A 17,863-nucleotide genomic window follows, 5' to 3' on the forward strand; every position below is an offset into this window, starting at 1 on the left:
CTGGGGTTAAAGTTATGGGCTCGAAAAAGAAGAGGTAGAGGTCGATCTTGGTAAACGTATCTCAATTATTATTGAGCCGATCCTGAGGATTCTGAGGGGGGAATTCAAGATCTCTACAAAATCTTCAGGGGACGTAACCCAAATTTTCCAGGGCTTCTCCCGATCTTGCCACAGCAGCGCGGAGCCTTCAAAAACAGGGGTCGCAGGCAGGCCAGCTTTCGATTCCGGCAGAAGCTGCCCGTCTATCTTCAGAGATGGTGCAACGTTAGAGTTAACTCAAAGTTAACAAAATCTACAGAACCCCAACGAACCCTTGGGGAACCCCTCCAGATCTGTATAGAATGCTCAGAATGCTGCTTTCCATAAGCTCTTAAAAACTGCAGCTACTTTTGCTACCAATCGATGATTTTGTTGGCTTCTCCTTGAAGTTGAGCCTTAACGTCCTTCCACCACTGCCAGACTGGTGTTGCGGTAGTAGTGGCTGAGGATCTGTTGGTAAGAGTAGTTTTGGCTGGCCAGGGCGGCAGCTCCCCACTGGCTCATGCCCACCCCGTGCCCGTAGCCCCGCCCCTGAATCTCAAAGAAAGCCGGGAATGTCCCTGCCACAGGAGCCAGGCTGGCCGTAGTGGTGGCCTCCCCGCGCGGGCTAATGGCAATCTTTGTGCTGCGCAACCCAAGAGCCCGACGAAAATCGCCGGCATTGAGATCTTTGATCCCTTGGGATCCCGTCAAGCGCACCGTGATTGCCCGTCCCCACGGGGAGCTGCGCAGTACCTCCACAGAACGAATGGCACCGATCCCGGCAGCCAACTGCTGAATCTGCTGGGCAGGAACGGTGGCCGTCCAGCTAAACACCGGTGAGTGCTGATCGAAATCCGGCACCCCCTGTAAGTAGGGCCGCGACTCTAACCAGACATTGCCTGCATCATCCGTATGTCCCCCCGCAGAGGAGTGGAAAACCGCATTGATCAACTGCCCCTGGTGGATGAGAACCTGCCCGGCGGTCTCACGGGCAGCCGCTTGGGTACGGCTGGATTCGGCAGCCACTCCCTTGTAAACCTGCCAATCAATCCCGTTTCCTAAGTCAAAAGGCTGCTGGGAACGGCGACTGCGGTGGTAGAGGGCATAGGTGCGGGAGGCCACGGCTTGGGCTTTGAGAGCCTCCATGGGAAAACGGTGTCCCATCTCGCTGCCCACTACGCTGGAAACGTAGTCTTCCAAGCCAACTTGGTTGATGGCAATCACCCCACGCTCGCCAGGGATCAGCTCCACCCAGCCGCGGTACCAATTCTGGTCAATAAACACCAACCCATCGGAGGTGGTGGGCTGTAGGTAAAGACGTTCTCCCTGTTGGCCGGCCAAACTGACTGCTGAACCCGAACGGCTGGCCTGCAGCGGTTGCATGGCCTGCACCTCTGCCAGCGGCTGTCCCTGGGCATTCAATATGCGGGCTCCGGTAGAGCTGCCGACGGTGACCTGGGGCTTGTTGACGGCAATACCTACCCGCAGCAGCACCCGTGCCTGCACCGGAAAAGTTAAGCACAGCCAAGCCCAAACCAGAAGGGCAATACTCCTAAGCCAAGCTGATGGGAGAGGAGAAAAGGAGAGAGCAATAGTCACACACCAATCCTCTGGGAAAGAGTATCACAGCCGGCGAGGGATCCCGGACAAGTCGGGTTTTGAGAATCCAGGCATAGGGCCGACGCACCCTCAACAACCCAAGCGGCCACCGTTGGGCTCAAGAGATCCCGCACTCGGAAAGCCTTTTTTGAGGCTGGTGCGGGATCCCGGGCAAGGGCCAGCCGAACCCGCTATGACAGTATCAAAAACATCCTGCAGATGCACGACTTCAACCCAGAATTTTCCGCCCCCAGTCCCTCGGTCAGGATTCAGCCGGCTCAGAGGGGATCCCGCGGCGGCGGCAAAACCACTGCTGCAATAGGCGGCGACACTCGACCTCGCAAACTCCGCCGATGACCTCCGGGCAATGGAAGCTGGCGGCAGAAGCTGGCAAATTGAGCACGCTGCGCAGTGCTCCGGCCTTGGGATCATCGGCGCCGTAGATTACCTGGGCCAGCCGCGATTGGCTGATTGCCCCGGCACACATGGGGCAAGGCTCAAGCGTGACGTACAGCCGACAGCCCCGCAGTTGCCAATCTCCCAGCCGTTGCCCTGCCTGCCGTAGGGCTAGGATCTCCGCATGGGCCGTGGGATCCCGATCCCGTTCCCGCCGGTTACTGCTCAGGGCCAACAGCTCTTCCCCTGGCCCGACCACCAGAGCTGCCACCGGAACCTCTCCGGCTTCTCCCGCTTGCTCAGCTTCTCGCAAGGCCAACTGCATCCAGGCGCGGTGGCGCTGCCACAGATCCCACCCTTGCGGCTCGGAGGAATGGAGCTCGCTCGGATCCCCGATCATTTTGGGCGTTTCGAGCACTGCCTTTGTCCGCAAGATTTGCTAGGGTAAGCACACATACCCCGAACATCCAAAAGTAAAGAGTAGGAATAGATAGAATAGACCAGGAGTGAACTGGGTCTTGATGGCGTAAGTCGGGGGAGCGGGTTCACGCCTTTTGAGTCTTGGCGATACGGCTTAGCTTTGGGAGGGAGCATGGCGCGGATTCTACGGCATACACTTTTGGCGATGGCTCTGTTTGGTGGAGGCGTCGCGGGTGGGGTCTGGCTATCGTCTCGATCGGGGCAGGAGTGGTTACAGCAAACTCCTCTGGTCACTTGGACGCAACGGGCCGGTGAGGGAGTGGGATCCCTTTTGCCCTGGTCTGAGTCCCGCCCTGAGGCTGCGAATTCTGCTCCTCCCGCCGATGCTGTCCGGCCTTCTAATTTTATTGCCGCCGTTGCCCAAAAGGTCGGCCCAGCGGTGGTGCGCATCGATGCCACCCGCACTGTGTCGAGGGGGATCAACCCAGAACTGTTCAACCAGCCCCTGTTTCGCCGCTTCTTTGGGGATCAACTACCGCAGTTGCCGCAGGAGTTTCGGCAAGAAGGCACCGGATCGGGGTTTATCATCGACGCCAGTGGCCTGATCCTCACCAACGCCCATGTGGTGGAAGGCAGCGAGCGAGTCAGGGTTCATCTGCTGGATGGGCGCACCTTTGAAGGAGAGGTGAAGGGCTCAGATCCGGTTACCGATATCGCAGTGATCAAAATTGAGGGGGAGAATCTGCCCACGGTTACTTTGGGCAACTCTGACTTGGTGCGACCGGGGGATTGGGCTATTGCCATTGGCAACCCGCTGGGCCTGGACAATACCGTAACTGCTGGGATCATCAGCGCCGTCGGGCGCTCCTCCGGGCAAATTGGGGCTGCCAACAAGCGGGTGACTTTCCTGCAGACGGATGCGGCCATCAACCCCGGCAACTCGGGCGGCCCGTTGCTGGATGCGGAAGGGCGTGTGATTGGGGTGAATACGGCCATCTTCCAGCGAGCTCAGAGCGTCGGCTTTTCCATCCCCATCAACCGCGCCATGGAAATTGCCGAGCAATTGATCCGGAATGGTCGGGTAGAGCACGCTTTCTTGGGCATTCGCATGATCACCCTCAACCCTGACATTGTGGCGCGCCTCAACCGCGACCCCGCTCGCCCCACCACGCTGACAGTGGAAGAAGGGGTCTTGATCGGGCAGGTGATTTCGGGATCCCCGGCTGAGGAGATTGGCTTGCGGGAGGGGGATGTGATCACTGAAATCAATGGGCAGGCCATCCGCGATGCCGAGCAGGTGCAGCAGTTGGTGGAAGCCGCTGGGGTGGGCAATACACTGACGCTGCGGGTCATCCGAAATGGACAGGCACGCACCTTCCAGGTGAAGACGGGAGTGCTGCCCGTAGACTTCTAAGCAGTTTTATGTGCCGTCAATTTACTGATCCCCGTGACACAATGGCCCTAGAGGCGGGGGTCAGGTATGGCTTGGGCAGTCGGCGAAAGACTACAGGGGGGGCGCTACCGCATTGAGGCCATCTTAGGAGAGGGGGGCTTCGGCATTACCTACCGGGCCTGGGATAGCGTTCGCGCCGACCAGGTGGTTATCAAAGTTTTGAACGACAGCCTTCGTGAGGATCCCGACTATCCCCACTTCCAGCAGAACTTCATGAATGAGGCGCTGCAACTGGCCCGCTGCCGCCACCCCCATGTGGTGAAGGTGGAAGAGGTGATCTGGGAGCAGGATCGCTGGTGCATTGTCATGGAGTACATCCGCGGCCAGACTCTGCACCAGCTTTTGCGGCAAAAGGGGCCGTTGCCCTTGCCAGAGGCCCTGCGCCTGACGCAGGAGGTGGGATCCGCCCTGATGGCCTTGCACGAACAGGGGATCCTGCATCGGGATGTGAAGCCATCCAACATCATGGTGCGGGAGGGATCCGGGCAGGCAGTTTTGATCGACTTTGGCCTAGCTCGCGGCTACACCCAAGGTCTGATCCAACGCCACACCTCCTACGGCACCGATGGCTATGCTCCTCTAGAGCAATACGACAGCTTGCGCCGCCGCGGCGCCTTCACCGATGTCTACGCCTTGGCAGCAACCCTCTACACGGCGCTGACGGGGATGGTGCCTATGTGTGCGCCAGTGCGGGCCACAGGCCGCCAGTTGGATACCCCTCGCAGCCTTAACCCCAACATTCCCGAGGTTGTGGAGGCTGCCATTCTCAAAGGGATGGCTCTCCACCCAGAAGAGCGCCCGCAAACCATGGCCGAGTGGCTGGCACTGTTACCGGCAGAAGCCTCTCAACAAGGGAGGAAGCCGGTTGCTTTTGAGCCAGCCATCCGCACCCAAGAGCTGAGGGAGCTGGAGCAGATCTTGGCCCAGCCTCCACAACCCCAAGACGAGCTGGAACAGCTCCTGTCCCGGCACTCGGCGGAAGAGCTAGAGCAACTGGTGGCACCTCCCACCCCTGCCACTGCCAAAAAAGCTGGAAGAGAAGAGGGATCCGGATCCCTGATTTTTCCTGAGGGCTGTCCAGAGGAGAGAGGGAAGGGGGGATCCCTGCCCGGAACTCTCTCTTGGCCAGAGTGGGTGGGGGAAGCAGCCCCTGCCTTGCAAGGTCTGTGGGATCGGCTGCGAGCGGGGCAGTGGGGGGAGGCGGATCGCTGGACGACAGCCCTGATGCTGAAGCTTGCTGGGCGCTCGCAAGTGGGCTTTTTTGATCCCAAGGATGTTCAGGCCTTCCCCTGCCCCATGCTGCGGCTGATTGACCAACTGTGGGTGCGGGCCAGCCATGGGCGCTTTGGCTTTACCGTCCAGAAGCAACTTTGGCAGGAGTGTGACCCGGAGGGAAGAGGAGGGATCCGTTCGGGCTCCTTCTTAGCCTTGCCCCGCGAAGACTGCATGGGGGAAAGAGTCGGCTGGCAGGTGCAGGGCCGCTGGCTGGGGTATGGGGAGCTCACAACCTGTCTGGCAGCGCCTAAGGGTCATCTGCCGGTGGGCTTTTTTTGGGGCTACTCAGGTGGCCTACGTGCGGCGCTGCTGATGCTGGATCGGGCGGTATTGAAAAAGTTCAAAGCTTGCCTGTAAAAAACTCCCCCCTCCCAAAGGGAGAGGGGCTGGGGAGTGAGGGGATAGAAAGCCCTAGTAGCGGTGCACCAGCTTGTTGATGGGCTTGAAGATGTCTGCCTCAAACTTTTTGCCCTTGAGCATGCGGTTCCAATAGAGCCAGGGTAATAGATGCACCTTGGCTAGGTACATGGAGTAGCGCTCCCGCGTTGGGTCCAGGGGGAAGGAGGGAGCTAGCTTTGCATTGTAGGCAAACTCGGCCATGATCAGGGAGTTGTAGCCTGTAATCAAGGGGCAGCAGGTGTAGCCGTCGTAGCGGGCCACTAGCGGCTTCGACTGCATGGCGGCCAAGAGGTTTTCCGCCAGTACCGGCGCTTGCTTGCGGGCGGCAGCCGCCGTTTTGGACGTTGGCAGAGAAGAGGCATCTCCCAAGGAAAACACGTTGGGGTAGCGGGTGTGCTGCAGCGTTGCCTTATCCACATCCACTCATCCTCCCGGCCCGGCCAGGGGGCTGCGCTTGACAAAGTCCGGAGCGCTCATGGGCGGAGCCACGTGGATCATGTCGTAGTGCAGGCTCACCTCTTCTTTGCCATTGTCGGTGGTGACTTCAAAGATGGCTTCCTGAGTCTCAGGCCGGATGGCTTTGAGGTTGTGCTTGAATTTCACCTGGATCCCTCGCCGCTCTACCACCTTCTCCAGGGCGGCGCTGTACTCCGGCACGGCAAAGAGAGTGGGAGTGGCTGTGCAAAAGAGAACCTTGGTGTTGACGCCAACCCCACTTTTGCTTTTGAAGACATCGTCGGCCAGGTACATGATTTTTTGGGGGGCGCCACCGCATTTGATAGGAGTAGCCGGGTACGTGAAGATAGCGGTTCCCCCCTTGAAGTTGCGGATGGTTTCCCAAGTGTAGGAGACGTAGTCCTTGGAATAGTTGCTGGTTACTCCTCCCTTGCCCAGTGCCTCCGGCAAGCCCTCGATCAAGTGCCAGTCGATTTGGATCCCTGGGGCAACGATGAGGTAGTCATACTGAATGATCTGCCCGCTCTCTGTGATCACGCGGTTGTGATCCGGATCTAGCTCCGCGACTCGCGCTTGAATCCAGGTGGCTCCCTTGGGGATCACAGTCCTTTCGTCCCGGATAAACTTGGCCAGGGGGGCAATACCTCCCCCTACCAATGTCCAGCCGGGCTGGTAGTAGTGCTTGTCGGATGGCTCGATGATCGCGATGTCGAGGTTACGCTTGCGCTCCAGCAACTGGGCCGCTGCGCTGATGCCGGCAGCCCCTCCTCCCACTACAACAATTTGATGGTGAATGACAGGTTGCGAAGTTCTGGAGGTGGATCCCTCGACGCCAGGGCGCCCGTTCGTTTGGGTGGAGGCGGGTGGGGATTGGGTTTTGAGTTCCATTGGCTTAGTAGTCGTTGACACAGCAGTTTCCTCAAACAGAACTGAACTTGAGCTCAAGAAGCTGTTTAGTTTAATGCGGAAGAACCTGTTAAATGACAGCCAACAACCCCGAACTGGCAATCCGTAGAAGACTCTGCAGATTGCCAGCCTTCAGGAGCTGCAGCTGGGAAACAAGCGTAATCATAACACCCGATAAGAATATAGCCATTTTTTCAAGCTGTCGAGAATTTGAGGCAAATCTTAGCCTAGGACTTAGGCTTTGTTGACGCTGGGGGGAACAGCGGCACTTCTGGGGGGTAGGCGGCGTCGGCTAGGCTGTGGACTGTACGAGGGATTTGCCGTTGAATTCACGGCTGGCTTTCAAGTTCTGTTGCGATTCAACTAGAGACCTGCGATGGCAAAATCCGTCTCCCCTGACTCATTGCCGGCAGCTCCCTGGCACGCCCTGCCCGAAGAGGATGTTGCCCGCCAAATCGTTGCAGTGGATCTGCTTCTGGCGGCGCTTCTGGAACGGGGTCTGTCTCAAGCTGAGGTGATCCAACGGCAGAAGCAATATGGCCCCAACGAGCTAAAGGCCAAGGCGGCTACCCCGGCCTGGGTGAAGTTTCTGCAGCAGTTCAACCAATCCTTGCTCTACATCTTGATGGTTGCCGGGGCGGTCAAGGCGTTCTTGGGATCCTGGCGCAATGCCATCGTGATCTGGGCGGTGGTGGTGATCAACGCCCTCATCGGCTACATCCAAGAGTCCAAAGCGGAGGAAGCGATCGCCGCCCTGGCCCGGTCGGTGGTGACGGAGGTTACTGTCATCCGGGAGGGGCAAAAACTGCGGGTGCCCTCGCGGGAGCTGGTGCCGGGGGATGTGGTGCTCTTGAGCTCGGGAGATAAGGTGCCCGCCGACCTGCGCTTGCTAAGCGTGCGCAACTTACAGGTGGATGAATCGGCCCTGACAGGGGAGTCGGTGCCGGTGGAAAAACGGCTGGGATCCCTGGCGGAAGACACACCCCTAGCCGACCGCCAGAACATGGCCTATGCCGGCAGCTTTGTTACCTTCGGCCAAGGAGCAGGGGTGGTGGTGGCCATTGGCAACCAGACTCAAACAGGCCGTATCTCGGAGTTGGTCGAAAAGGGGGGATCCCTGCAAACTCCCCTAACACGCAAGTTCGAGGAATTCAGCCTCATGCTGCTCAGGATCATCCTCAGCTTGGCCGGGCTCACCTTTTTGGTGGGATTGGCTCAGGGACAGGGGGCGGCCAGTGTCTTTGAGGCGGCAGTGGCGCTGGCGGTGAGTGCTATCCCCGAAGGCTTGCCGGCGGTAGTCACTGTAACCTTGGCGATTGGGGTTTCCCGCATGGCAAAACGCCACGCCATTATCCGCAAGCTGCCGGCGGTGGAGACCCTGGGCAGTGCTACGGTAATTTGCTCTGACAAAACCGGCACCCTCACGGAAAACCAGATGACGGTGCAGGCCATCTACGCCGGATCCCAGCTCTACCAAGTTACTGGCAGTGGCTACAGTCCTCAGGGACAAATCCTGGCCCAGGAGGGGGGTGATCCAGTGGAAGTGGAGCGGCTGCTGGCGTTACAGGCTTGTCTCTTGGCCGGTTGCCTCTGCAATGACACCCGTCTGCAACCCAAAGACAACGGCCAGTGGGAGGTGGTAGGGGATCCCACCGAAGCTGCCCTCATTGTGGCAGCCCAGAAGGGGGGTCTGGATCTGGAAGAACTGCAGCGCCGCCGCCCTCGCCTGGACAGCATTCCCTTTGAATCTGAGTTTCAGTACATGGCCACCTTACACCGCCTGGGGCCAGAAGAGCACTGCATCTATGTCAAGGGATCGGTGGAAGCCCTGCTGCCCCGCTGCCATAGCCAGATGGGATCCCAGGGGGAGATCCAGTCTCTAGAAGAGGGGCGGATTCGCCAGCAGGTGGAGGCCTTGGCACGACAAGGGCTGCGAGTTCTGGCCTTTGCCCAAAAAACCGTCCCCAGCAGCCAAACTCGGGTGGATCACCCAGATCTGCAGGAGGGTTTAATCTTCCTCGGTTTGCAGGGGATGATTGACCCGCCGCGGCCGGAGGCCATTGCCGCCGTGCGTTCCTGTCAAACGGCTGGGATCCAGGTGAAGATGATCACCGGCGACCACGTGCTCACGGCTCAAGCCATTGCCGAGCAGATGGGCCTGGGGGGTGGAAAACCTGTGCAAGCCTACAGCGGTCGAGATCTGGAGCAGCTCAGCCCGGAGGAATTTGTGGAAGCTGCCAATCGGGGATCCGTCTTCGCACGGGTGGTGCCAGAGCAAAAGCTGCGCCTGGTGGAAGCTCTGCAAGCGCGGGGGCAGATCGTGGCCATGACCGGCGATGGCGTCAACGACGCTCCGGCCCTAAAGCAAGCAGATGTGGGGATTGCCATGGGGCGAGGCGGCACCGAAGTGGCCAAAGCTGCTGCCGACATGATCCTGACCGATGACAACTTCGCCTCCATTGAGGCAGCCGTTGAGGAGGGGCGCACCGTTTACAACAACCTGCTCAAGGCCATCGCCTTCATTCTGCCGGTGAACGGAGGGGAGTCAATGACCCTTCTCCTCAGCGTCCTCCTCAACCGCAAACTGCCCATTTTGGCCATCCAGGTGTTGTGGCTCAACATGATCAACTCCATCACCATGACGGTGCCTCTTGCCTTTGAGCCGAGCACAGGCCGAGAGATGACTCGCCCACCGCGGGATCCGAACGCCAACTTGCTCTCTCCTAGGCTGTTGCAGCGCATCCTGCTGGTGTCTGTGTTCAACTGGATCTTGATCTTCGGGGTTTTTGAATACATTGAACAAACCACCGGCAGCATTGACCTGGCCCGCACCATGGCCATCCAAGCGCTGGTGATCGGGCGCATCTTCTACTTGCTCAGCCTCAGCCAGGCCATTCCTACCCTGTTGGGCCGTGGACGTGCCAGCCAATTGGAGCGCCATGAGCGCCTCATGGATACAGCAGCCATTGCCATCGGCATTGGGGCGGCCATCCTGCTGCAGATCCTCTTCAGCCAGTGGAGCCTGTTCAACATTATCTTCGACACAGCACCCCTGTCTTGGGAGCAATGGGGCTTTTGTTTGCTGGTGAGCTTGCCACTCATCGTTGTCTCAGCGGCAGCCAATCGAGTGGATCCTGAATGAATAACTTGCTTTGGGCAACTCGCGCTCACTGCGCTCCCATCTGAAGAAGTGCCGAAGAGGGGATCCCTCAGCCATTACTCAGATGTAGCCGGCCTCTGCCAAGAGATAAAAATGCCTGCTGGCCTAGGTCTGATGGCATCCAGCTTCACACCGCTCTGGCTGTCTTTTCGACCGATTTGCGCAAGGCAATCACCATCTCAGCGGCGGTTTTTTGGAAAGTCGAGCCTGTTTTCTGGCTGTGATCAGAGTTTGGGGCAGCCGACGAGTGGGGATGAGGCTGTAGAAAGCGGTGAGTCGGATCTACACCGCGGTACTACCCCCAAGGCGATCTTTTGTCAGCTCCATCCACAAAAGCCCCAGCACTCTTCAGGGCTTGAGTTCTTTTTGCCCCCATCACCTTTTGGCAAGGGCAGGAACACCTCTTGAGGGAGACGAGGTTTTTCCTTCGGAGCTGCTGGCTCAAGGAACAAGAGAAAAACCTGTCTTCAAAAAAGCCTCCGACTTTCGGTTGCAGGGGTACACCATAAGGCTATGATCTTAGGGGAAGGATGTAGGACATTAAAAAATGTCAGATATACCACCACAACCTTTAACCGGGAAGGCTCTGCTCCAGAAGGTCGAAGCGTTGGGGCATCTTCCACGCCGAGAAACGGCAAAGCGATGTGGCTATGTAACCATGACCAAGACCAACAAGCCTCGCGTCAACTTGAATGAGTTCTATGACGCGGTGCTGGCAGCAAAAGGTCTGAGCCTCAGCCCAAGTTCCAGCCGGGACAAGCGCGGTCGTGAGCCAACCTTTCGGGTCAGCGTTCACAAAAATGGGCAGTTGATCATTGGGTCGGCCTACACCGAAAAAATGAATCTCAAGCCTGGGGATGAGTTTGAGATTCAGCTGGGTTACAAGCACATTCACCTCAAGCAAGTGCTAAACGGCCAGGTGGTGGAGGAGTCAACCCCAAGTAAAGAAGCTTCCCCCAAAGCGACTCGCGGTCGCCGAAAAAAAACTGCTGGGGCTTGAACCTCTCCTGGGGTTGAGGAGAAGGGATCCAGTTGACGAACTGTCACTGTGTGGCTTTCTTCCCGCTTTGCCCTCTTTAAGATGGGATCCAAAGCCTAGGTTCACCCTCTTTCTGACCCTAGATAAGGATCCCTATGCAACAGAAGGTTCAGCCACCCCTCAAGTTTTTGCCGCCGCGATTGACGCCTTGGGTCGTTCATTTCGCTCAAGCAGGCTTGCCCCTTTGGTTGCGATGGACCAAAGGGATCCCTCGCGTTGAAGTAGAGGGGGGAGAGCGTTTGGCTCAGCTTTATCAGCAGTTTGAGGCGGGCAAGATTCGCCTGTTGGTGGCGTTTCGACACCCGACCCTGGATGATCCCCCCTGCTTGATGTACTTGTTCGCCCATCTCCTGCCGCAGGTGGCCCAACGCCAGGGGATCCGCTTTCGGGGCCGACCCCACGTTTTGTTTGTTTATGACCGCGGCCTACCTCTGTGGCTGGGATCCGTTGCCCGTTGGGGCTTGCCGCGCTTGGGCGGGATCCCGATTTTGCGAGGCCGTCTGGATCGGGCAGGGCTAAAAAGTTCTCGTGAGCAGTTTGTATCGGGCCGATATCCGCTGGCGGTAGCTCCAGAAGGAACGATCAACGGTATGAGCAGTCTTCTCAACCCGTTGGAGCCGGGGGTAGCCCAGATGAGCTTTTGGGCGGTGGAGGATCTGCACAAGGCGGGACGGCCAGAGCAGGTGCTGATCTTGCCGGTAGGCCTTCGCTATTCCTACCTGCGGGATCCCAGTGCCGCTCTGAATAGATTGCTCAGCCGCATGGAGGCCGATTGCAAGCTGCCACCCCCGCGCTCAACCCATGCCAGTCAGGCCTTTTTGCTGGCCCGTATCCTTCGCTTGGGAGAACACCTGCTCCAGGTCATGCAGACCTTCTATGAGCGCTTCTATGCCCCTGCTCTTCCTGCTGCAGATAGAGCCCAAGTTAAAGAGGGGGATCTGTTGGCGCGTCTTCAAAGCTTGTCAGATCTGGCCCTGCGGGTGGCCGAGCAACATTTCGGCCTAGAGCCTCAAGGAGACTTCATCGAGCGGCGGCACCGCATCGAACAGGCGGGCTGGGCCTGGATCTACCGCGAAGATATTGCCGATATTGCTGGTCTCTCGGCTCTGGAGAGGGGGCTGGCCAATCGAGTGGCTGCTGAGGCCAGTTTTCACCTCTGGCACATGCGCTTGGCGGAAACCTTGATGGTGTTTGCGGTGCGCCCTGTACCTGAGCAGCCCAGTCTAAGTCTAGACGAGTTGGCGGAAACCGCCCTGCGCCTCTGGAGTCTGCTGGCTTGGATCAAAGGAGAAAATCCCGTCGGAACTGCTCCCCCCCGCTTGGGCCCCCGCCTGGCCCGTTTCAGCATTGGGGATCCCCTCTCGGTTTCCGAACGCTGGCCCGCCTACCAGGCCAACCGCCGACAAGCCGTACAAGCCCTCACCCAAGATTTACAAGCAGAAATGGAGCGGCTTATCAAAGGGATCCCGTGCTCCCCTGCGGTCCTCCCTGCTGTCTGACATGCCTAGTCGGCTCAGGGGCAAAAAGTGTAACAATTCCTGAGACATCTTGTGAGATATTTCGTGAAAGTAAAACGAACTTTTGCATTATCTGACAAGCAGGTGAAGGAAAGGGGAAGTTTCTGGCTCTTGGGGTAGAAAGGGGGCAGAAAGGAAGTGAGGCTCGTTGGCTTGGTCTATGTCTGATGAGCTGCTCCGCGCCATCCGCAGACGCGACCTGGAGGCCGCCACTTCAGCCGTGCAGCATTTGCGTTCTCGCCATTTAAGTGAGGCTGTGATCACCTCGATGGTGATGGTGGCCGTGGAGCGGTTGGCATGGGATGAAGGCGACCGGGCCGCCGCCAGTTGGTTACTGCGTCGCTGCTCCAGACGACGGCGCTGAAGGGATCCCCCCTGGCCCAGAGGTCATTGCGATACTTCCCCTTTCCCTGGAGCCGAGGGGCTTCCCGTGTCAACCTGCCCACAAAGCCCTATCCGCAGAGGGATTAGCTTTCTTCCTTGCCCTTGTTCGGATCGTCGGGATGCTGTCGGTCTTCATCAAGCAAGGTAAGGGTCTACGGCATTCTCTTTGCCTATGACTCGGATCAAATCGAAGCGGCTGCCGAGCCCACCCTTGCCGAGATCGCCAAGCTGATGCGCGAGCGCACCGACCTCAGCATCCTCGTGGTCGGTCATACCGATGCAACCGGTAGCTTCGACTACAACCTAGGTCTCTCGCGGCGCCGGGCCGAGGCGGTTGTCAACCGGTTGGTTCAGCTGGGTATCGAGCAACGTCGACTCTATCCGGTTGGTGTGGGGTTCTCTGCTCCTGTGGCCAGCAACACCACTGAGGAAGGCCGGGCGAAGAATCGCCGCGTGGAGTTGGTGGATCTGGCAGGTGGCAAAATCCCCTAGAGGGGAGTTTCCAGGTCTTGGGGCAGGACGGGTATCGCCGAAAGTCTGGACACTGCGGCTGCGGCGAACTAGTTTAGAGGCAACTCTTTACTTCTAAGCTATTTCAAGGGGTGGGATCCATGCTTAGGCCCAGTCTTCTGTTCTCCGGCTCGGCTTTGCTGGGTTTGCTGTCCTTGCCGTTTTTGATCGGCGAAGGTGGCTGGTTGACCTCATCTCGTAAGAGCCAGAGTCCTGTCACTGAGGTTTCTCTACAAGCTTGGGAGCACTCCCTGCCCTCATCCCAGGCCTTGTTTGAAGATGAAGCAGGTTCTGGATCTTGGCTCATGCGGCAAGCTCAGCTGCAAGAACGGGTACAGCAGCTTGAGCAGCGCTCTCTCGCTCACCAGCAGCAGGTCTATCAATGGCTTGCGCAACAGGCAGATCCCCAGCCCGCCGGGGTTGTTGGCCGTTCCAACCCAAGCCTTGCCGTGCCGGCACGGCCTCGGCGTCAGGATCCCACTCTCTCTCAATCCTCTGCTCCGGCGGATCTTCCCAATGAGCTGGCGCGGCTAACCCAGTCCATCCAACAGGAGCCGGGAAATGCGCAGCTTTATCTGCAACGGGCGCAATACTTCTGGCGGGAGTCTCAAGAAGATCCTGTTGCTTTACCGCAGCCGGAGCATGCTTCTGCCATTGCTCGCTTGATGCGCTCTGCTCTGCGGGATCTGGATATTGCCATTGCTTTGGATCCCTATCTGGCTGAAGCCTATTTGCTCAAGGCCAAAATCCAACACGAGCGTTTGCAAGAACCTGAGCAGGCTCTGGCAACCTTGTCTCCTCTGGATCGGATTGCCTATCACAACCCGCAACTGCACTTGATCCGCTCTCGCATCTGGGCCGAACAAGGCCATCTGGAATCGGCGTTTGATGTGTCGCATCTGGCGATTGAGCTGGCCAAGCAAAATCAAAGTGCTGCCGATCTTTTCGAGGCCTATGTCCATCGCGGCCTGATGTGGGCCAGCATCTGCGACTTCAATTTGGCCGTTCAGGATTTCAGCCGAGCTCTTGAGTTGCAGCCTTACCAAGGTGATGTGTACTACTACCGGGGTATGGCGCGCGCTTACCAGGGAGAGGATAGGGCTGGTGCCGCTTCCGATTTGGGTAGCGCTTTGATGTTGTGGCGGGCTTCCGGCACGGGATCCCCGGAGCTGCTGGAATATGCAGAAGCGGTACGGATGGAACTGTTGCGGTAGCTGCAATTCTGGCTGGGTTTTTGCTGCGGATCTTTGGTCTGGCCGACTGGGCAGGGAAGTTCTGGGTCTAGGGTCTTTGCCCAAGAGCGTTTGGCAAGTCCAGCTAGGGCAAGCCAGGATGGTAGAACCGTCTGTTACCTAGCCCCCTGAAGAGAACCCAGCCAGATGATGAGCCGAAGACAATTGACCATCTCCGTATCCTCCGTAGCCCTGGTGGTGGCCACAGGGATGCTGTTGTTGCTGCTGTGGCAACTGCGCAGCTTGGTGCTGACCGTGATGATCGCGGTGGTGGTGGCGGCGGCGCTGGCTCCCCTGGTGGATCTGGCCGAGCGACTACGCATCCCCCGCTGGCTGGGGGTTGTGCTGGTGTATTTGAGCTTAATTGCCGGGATTGCCGGCTTGGCTCTGCTCATTGGCCCAACGGTGGCGACTCAGACCCAGCGGTTGCTAGCGAGGTTGCCCTTCTATCTGGAGCGACTACAACTGCTGGTGGACACCTGGATTGCCGATCTGGCGGGGGTGGATCCGGCGGCGCTGGACTACTTAAACCAGTTGCTCGATCCTCAGTCGTTGATGAGCTGGGCAGTTCGCTCGGGACAACGGGTGCTGGTGCAGTCTTTCGACTTCACCCGCGGTTTGCTGGGTGGTCTGCTAACCACGGTGCTGACCCTCTTCATTTCCGGCTACATGCTGGTGAGCGGCTCTGACTTGGTGCGGGGCTTGGTGGAGTTGTTTCCTTATCCCTGGAATGAGCGGCTGGCTCAGCAGGTACACCCGATGGCCCAGCGCATGGGGGGCTACATTCAGGGGCGGGTGCTGGTCTCTGCCATTTTGGGTGTGATGATCACCGTCTCGCTTCGCTTTCTCGGCCTGTCGGAGTTCGCTCTGGCGCTGGGGGTGATCGCTGGGTTTACCAACCTTATCCCCTTCATTGGGCCAGTACTGGGATCCCTGCCCGCCTTGGTGGTGGCAATCGTTCAGGGGGGCTGGACTTTTTTGTGGGTGCTGATCCTATACGTTGCCGTTCAAAACCTGGAAACCTATGTGTTGGATCCTCTGTTGGTGGGATCCTCGGTGCGGGTGAAGCCCTTGTATCAGTTGCTGGCGGTGCTGGGGGGCACCCAGTTGTTGGGTATTGTTGGGGCGGTGATCGCCCCCCCGTGGGTGGCCGGTATGGCGGTGCTGCTGGAGAACCTCTATCTGAAGCCAAAGCAGGAGGCAGAGGTTCGAGCCAGGCTGTATGCTCGGGCCACCGAGGCTGCTGGTTCTTTGGCTTTGCCGGGGATGGATCCTGCCGACGCGAGCAGCCCAGAGCCATCTTTTTCCTCTCGTCCGAATGGCTCTTCAAACGAGCCGGAAGGGTTGCCACAGAAAGAAAGTCTGATACATTTACGCTGAACACTGCTGACCATTACTGCTCAACGGTGAAGCGATAGCATTCTGTCCGTTTCCGAACAGAAAGGCGGTATCCCGCAAAGCTCTGAGCATAACACCCAGAGCGCCTTGCCAATCTCGTGGTAGCCTATGGTTGCACTTTGGGCATCTAAACACCTTTGCGCCACCCAACTTAGTGTGGATGTGCCCGCACCTGGTACAGGTTTTGCTGGTGTACGCTTCCGATACTTCCACGACGACCACGTTTTTCTTTTGGGCTTGAAACTTCAGGAACTGCTTGAACTGATAGTGCGCCCAGGTGAGCATCGCCCTTGCTGTCTTGCTACCAAACTTCCTCCCCGCCTTGGCAACCATCTTGGCTGACTCGAAAGTGGGAAGGAATATCAATCGGTAGTTATCCGTCAGGAACGCCGCTACCTTGCGATGGCACTCGTCCACCAAGTTCCTGATTCTCTCCCGCAGACGAAACGCCGCTTGCCGCATTCGCCTACGCTTGAGTCTCGGTGCCTTGCTCAGCCTGGACTGCAGATCGTCTAGGTGGTAGCACAGCCGAGTGATTCTACCAAAGTCCCCCTTGGCAATATCTACAAAGCCTGCTCCATCAAACCCTGTGAAGAAACTTCTTACCCCAGAGTCAAGCGCAATCACCCCCTTTGCTAACGAACACTGCTCGTTCACGGACTCAGGAAAGATGGCATACCATCTGTCTTTCACTCGCATTAACTCAGTTCCGCGTGCCCATTCTCTGGGCATCTCCTCGGATGCACGGAACGCCAAACCTCGGGTGAGTTTCGGATACCACGTCCCATTGCGAAAGTTGCCGGCGTTGAATTGCAGCGTATGCGACCTGTCCCGCACACTGCGAAACCTCGCGTCTTTGCTTCGGCGAAACGCCAACCACGCCTCGACGACCGCGTTCTGTTTGATGTGGCAGGGGGCGTCCTTTACCCACCCAGGCAGGTCGGAGCGCAGGATGATGTCCCGCAGCTTTCTGGCCGTTCTTGGAGCACCATGCTGACGCTGATAGGCAATCGCTTGGTTGTAGCAGTACCGGCATGCCGCTTGCCAATGCTTCCAAGCCTTAGCCAGCGCTGGTTCCGGATAAATCCGTATCTTTCTCGATTGCAGCCCGGTATTTTCTGAGTCCGTAGAGCCGACTGCTGAAGCAGTGCAGGATGGTGAGGATATCCTCAACCAGTTCCTGTTGGGGAGAAAGGTGATCGTCATCGAGAACCAAGATTTCGCACCCGTATTGATGGCAGTACCACTCAACGAACTCAAATCCAAACCGGCAGAGTCGATCCCGGTGAGCGACCACAATTGTTCCGACATCTCCCGCACGAACTCGTTCCAATAAGGCAAGGAACTTCGGTCTTTTGAAGTCGAGACCGCCGCCAACCTCTCCGACCACTTCGGCTCCAGGATAGAGGTTAACCAGTCTTGCAATCTGTCTCTCCAAGTCTGGTTTCTGCTCTCGGCTGCTGACTCGGGCGTACAAAACGACTCGTTTGACTTTTCTTGGCGCTTTGATGTAGCTGTCGAGGTCATACCTTCTTGCCCTGCCGGATGGTGTACGTATTGCATTGATCCAGCCTTTCTGTTCCCATCGCCTCAAAGTGTGGAGACATACCCCAAAGTAATCCGCCGCTTCTCTCGGTTTTACATACCTAGCCATACCAAGCAGACATACTGAACATACTGTACATTATTTTCAGTATA

At 58.0% G+C, this 17,863-nt stretch carries 13 protein-coding genes and 1 pseudogene; 9 read left to right on the forward strand and 5 right to left on the reverse strand.

The window, feature by feature from the left end:
• Positions 1–435: 435 nt before the first annotated feature.
• Both ACVW0C_RS01090 and ACVW0C_RS01095 read right to left on the reverse strand, forming a co-directional pair.
• On the reverse strand, positions 436–1,620 hold the full coding sequence (locus tag ACVW0C_RS01090; protein WP_457384059.1) for a SpoIID/LytB domain-containing protein: 1,185 nt from the start codon (positions 1,618–1,620) through the stop codon (positions 436–438).
• 262 nt (positions 1,621–1,882) lie between these two features.
• A complete protein-coding gene (locus ACVW0C_RS01095) occupies positions 1,883–2,416 on the reverse strand; it encodes a nucleoside deaminase (protein WP_457384157.1) in 534 nt (177 codons plus the stop codon).
• 192 nt (positions 2,417–2,608) lie between these two features.
• On the opposite strand from ACVW0C_RS01095, the gene ACVW0C_RS01100 reads away from it, so the two are divergent.
• Positions 2,609–3,850 (forward strand): HhoA/HhoB/HtrA family serine endopeptidase, encoded by a 1,242-nt coding sequence (locus ACVW0C_RS01100; RefSeq protein ID WP_457384060.1) that lies wholly within the window; start codon positions 2,609–2,611, stop codon positions 3,848–3,850.
• A gap of 66 nt (positions 3,851–3,916) precedes the next feature.
• Positions 3,917–5,521 carry a serine/threonine-protein kinase gene (locus ACVW0C_RS01105; protein WP_457384061.1) on the forward strand — a complete coding sequence of 535 codons (1,605 nt, stop codon included), beginning with the start codon at positions 3,917–3,919 and terminating at the stop codon, positions 5,519–5,521.
• Positions 5,522–5,575: 54 nt separating this feature from the next.
• On the opposite strand, the pseudogene ACVW0C_RS01110 reads toward ACVW0C_RS01105, so the two are convergent.
• Positions 5,576–6,907, reverse strand: a pseudogene (locus ACVW0C_RS01110) (NAD(P)/FAD-dependent oxidoreductase).
• A 394-nt stretch (positions 6,908–7,301) separates the two neighbouring features.
• Here ACVW0C_RS01110 and ACVW0C_RS01115 point away from each other — a divergent pair.
• The 7 genes from ACVW0C_RS01115 to ACVW0C_RS01145 all read left to right on the forward strand — a co-directional run bounded on the left by ACVW0C_RS01115 (position 7,302) and on the right by ACVW0C_RS01145 (position 16,147).
• A complete protein-coding gene (locus tag ACVW0C_RS01115) occupies positions 7,302–10,067 on the forward strand; it encodes a cation-transporting P-type ATPase (RefSeq protein WP_457384062.1) in 2,766 nt (921 codons plus the stop codon).
• Between the two features lie 565 nt (positions 10,068–10,632).
• Positions 10,633–11,085 (forward strand): AbrB family transcriptional regulator, encoded by a 453-nt coding sequence (locus ACVW0C_RS01120; RefSeq protein ID WP_011432404.1) that lies wholly within the window; start codon positions 10,633–10,635, stop codon positions 11,083–11,085.
• Between the two features lie 134 nt (positions 11,086–11,219).
• Positions 11,220–12,623, forward strand: coding sequence for a 1-acyl-sn-glycerol-3-phosphate acyltransferase (locus ACVW0C_RS01125; RefSeq protein WP_414416420.1), 1,404 nt, complete (start codon positions 11,220–11,222; stop codon positions 12,621–12,623).
• A gap of 178 nt (positions 12,624–12,801) precedes the next feature.
• A complete protein-coding gene (locus ACVW0C_RS01130; RefSeq protein WP_041436260.1) occupies positions 12,802–13,005 on the forward strand; it encodes a hypothetical protein in 204 nt (67 codons plus the stop codon).
• 122 nt (positions 13,006–13,127) lie between these two features.
• Positions 13,128–13,517: an OmpA family protein gene (locus ACVW0C_RS01135; protein WP_457384063.1), complete on the forward strand. Its 390-nt coding sequence runs from the start codon at positions 13,128–13,130 to the stop codon at positions 13,515–13,517.
• A 323-nt stretch (positions 13,518–13,840) separates the two neighbouring features.
• Positions 13,841–14,749 carry a hypothetical protein gene (locus ACVW0C_RS01140; RefSeq protein ID WP_457384064.1) on the forward strand — a complete coding sequence of 303 codons (909 nt, stop codon included), beginning with the start codon at positions 13,841–13,843 and terminating at the stop codon, positions 14,747–14,749.
• Positions 14,750–14,917: 168 nt separating this feature from the next.
• Entirely contained in the window at positions 14,918–16,147 is a 1,230-nt protein-coding gene (locus ACVW0C_RS01145; RefSeq protein WP_457384158.1) for an AI-2E family transporter, read from the forward strand.
• Here ACVW0C_RS01145 and ACVW0C_RS01150 read toward each other — a convergent pair.
• Positions 16,139–17,338, reverse strand: a complete 1,200-nt coding sequence (locus tag ACVW0C_RS01150; protein ID WP_457384065.1) for an RNA-guided endonuclease InsQ/TnpB family protein — start codon at positions 17,336–17,338, stop codon at positions 16,139–16,141. The genes ACVW0C_RS01145 and ACVW0C_RS01150 overlap by 9 nt on opposite strands.
• The gene (locus tag ACVW0C_RS01155; protein ID WP_457384066.1) at positions 17,226–17,819 is read right to left on the reverse strand and encodes an IS607 family transposase; all 594 of its coding nucleotides are present in this window, start codon (positions 17,817–17,819) and stop codon (positions 17,226–17,228) included. The genes ACVW0C_RS01150 and ACVW0C_RS01155 overlap by 113 nt, the downstream gene beginning before the upstream one ends.
• Positions 17,820–17,863: the final 44 nt, after the last annotated feature.

Source organism: Thermostichus sp. OS-CIW-26, from assembly GCF_054058395.1.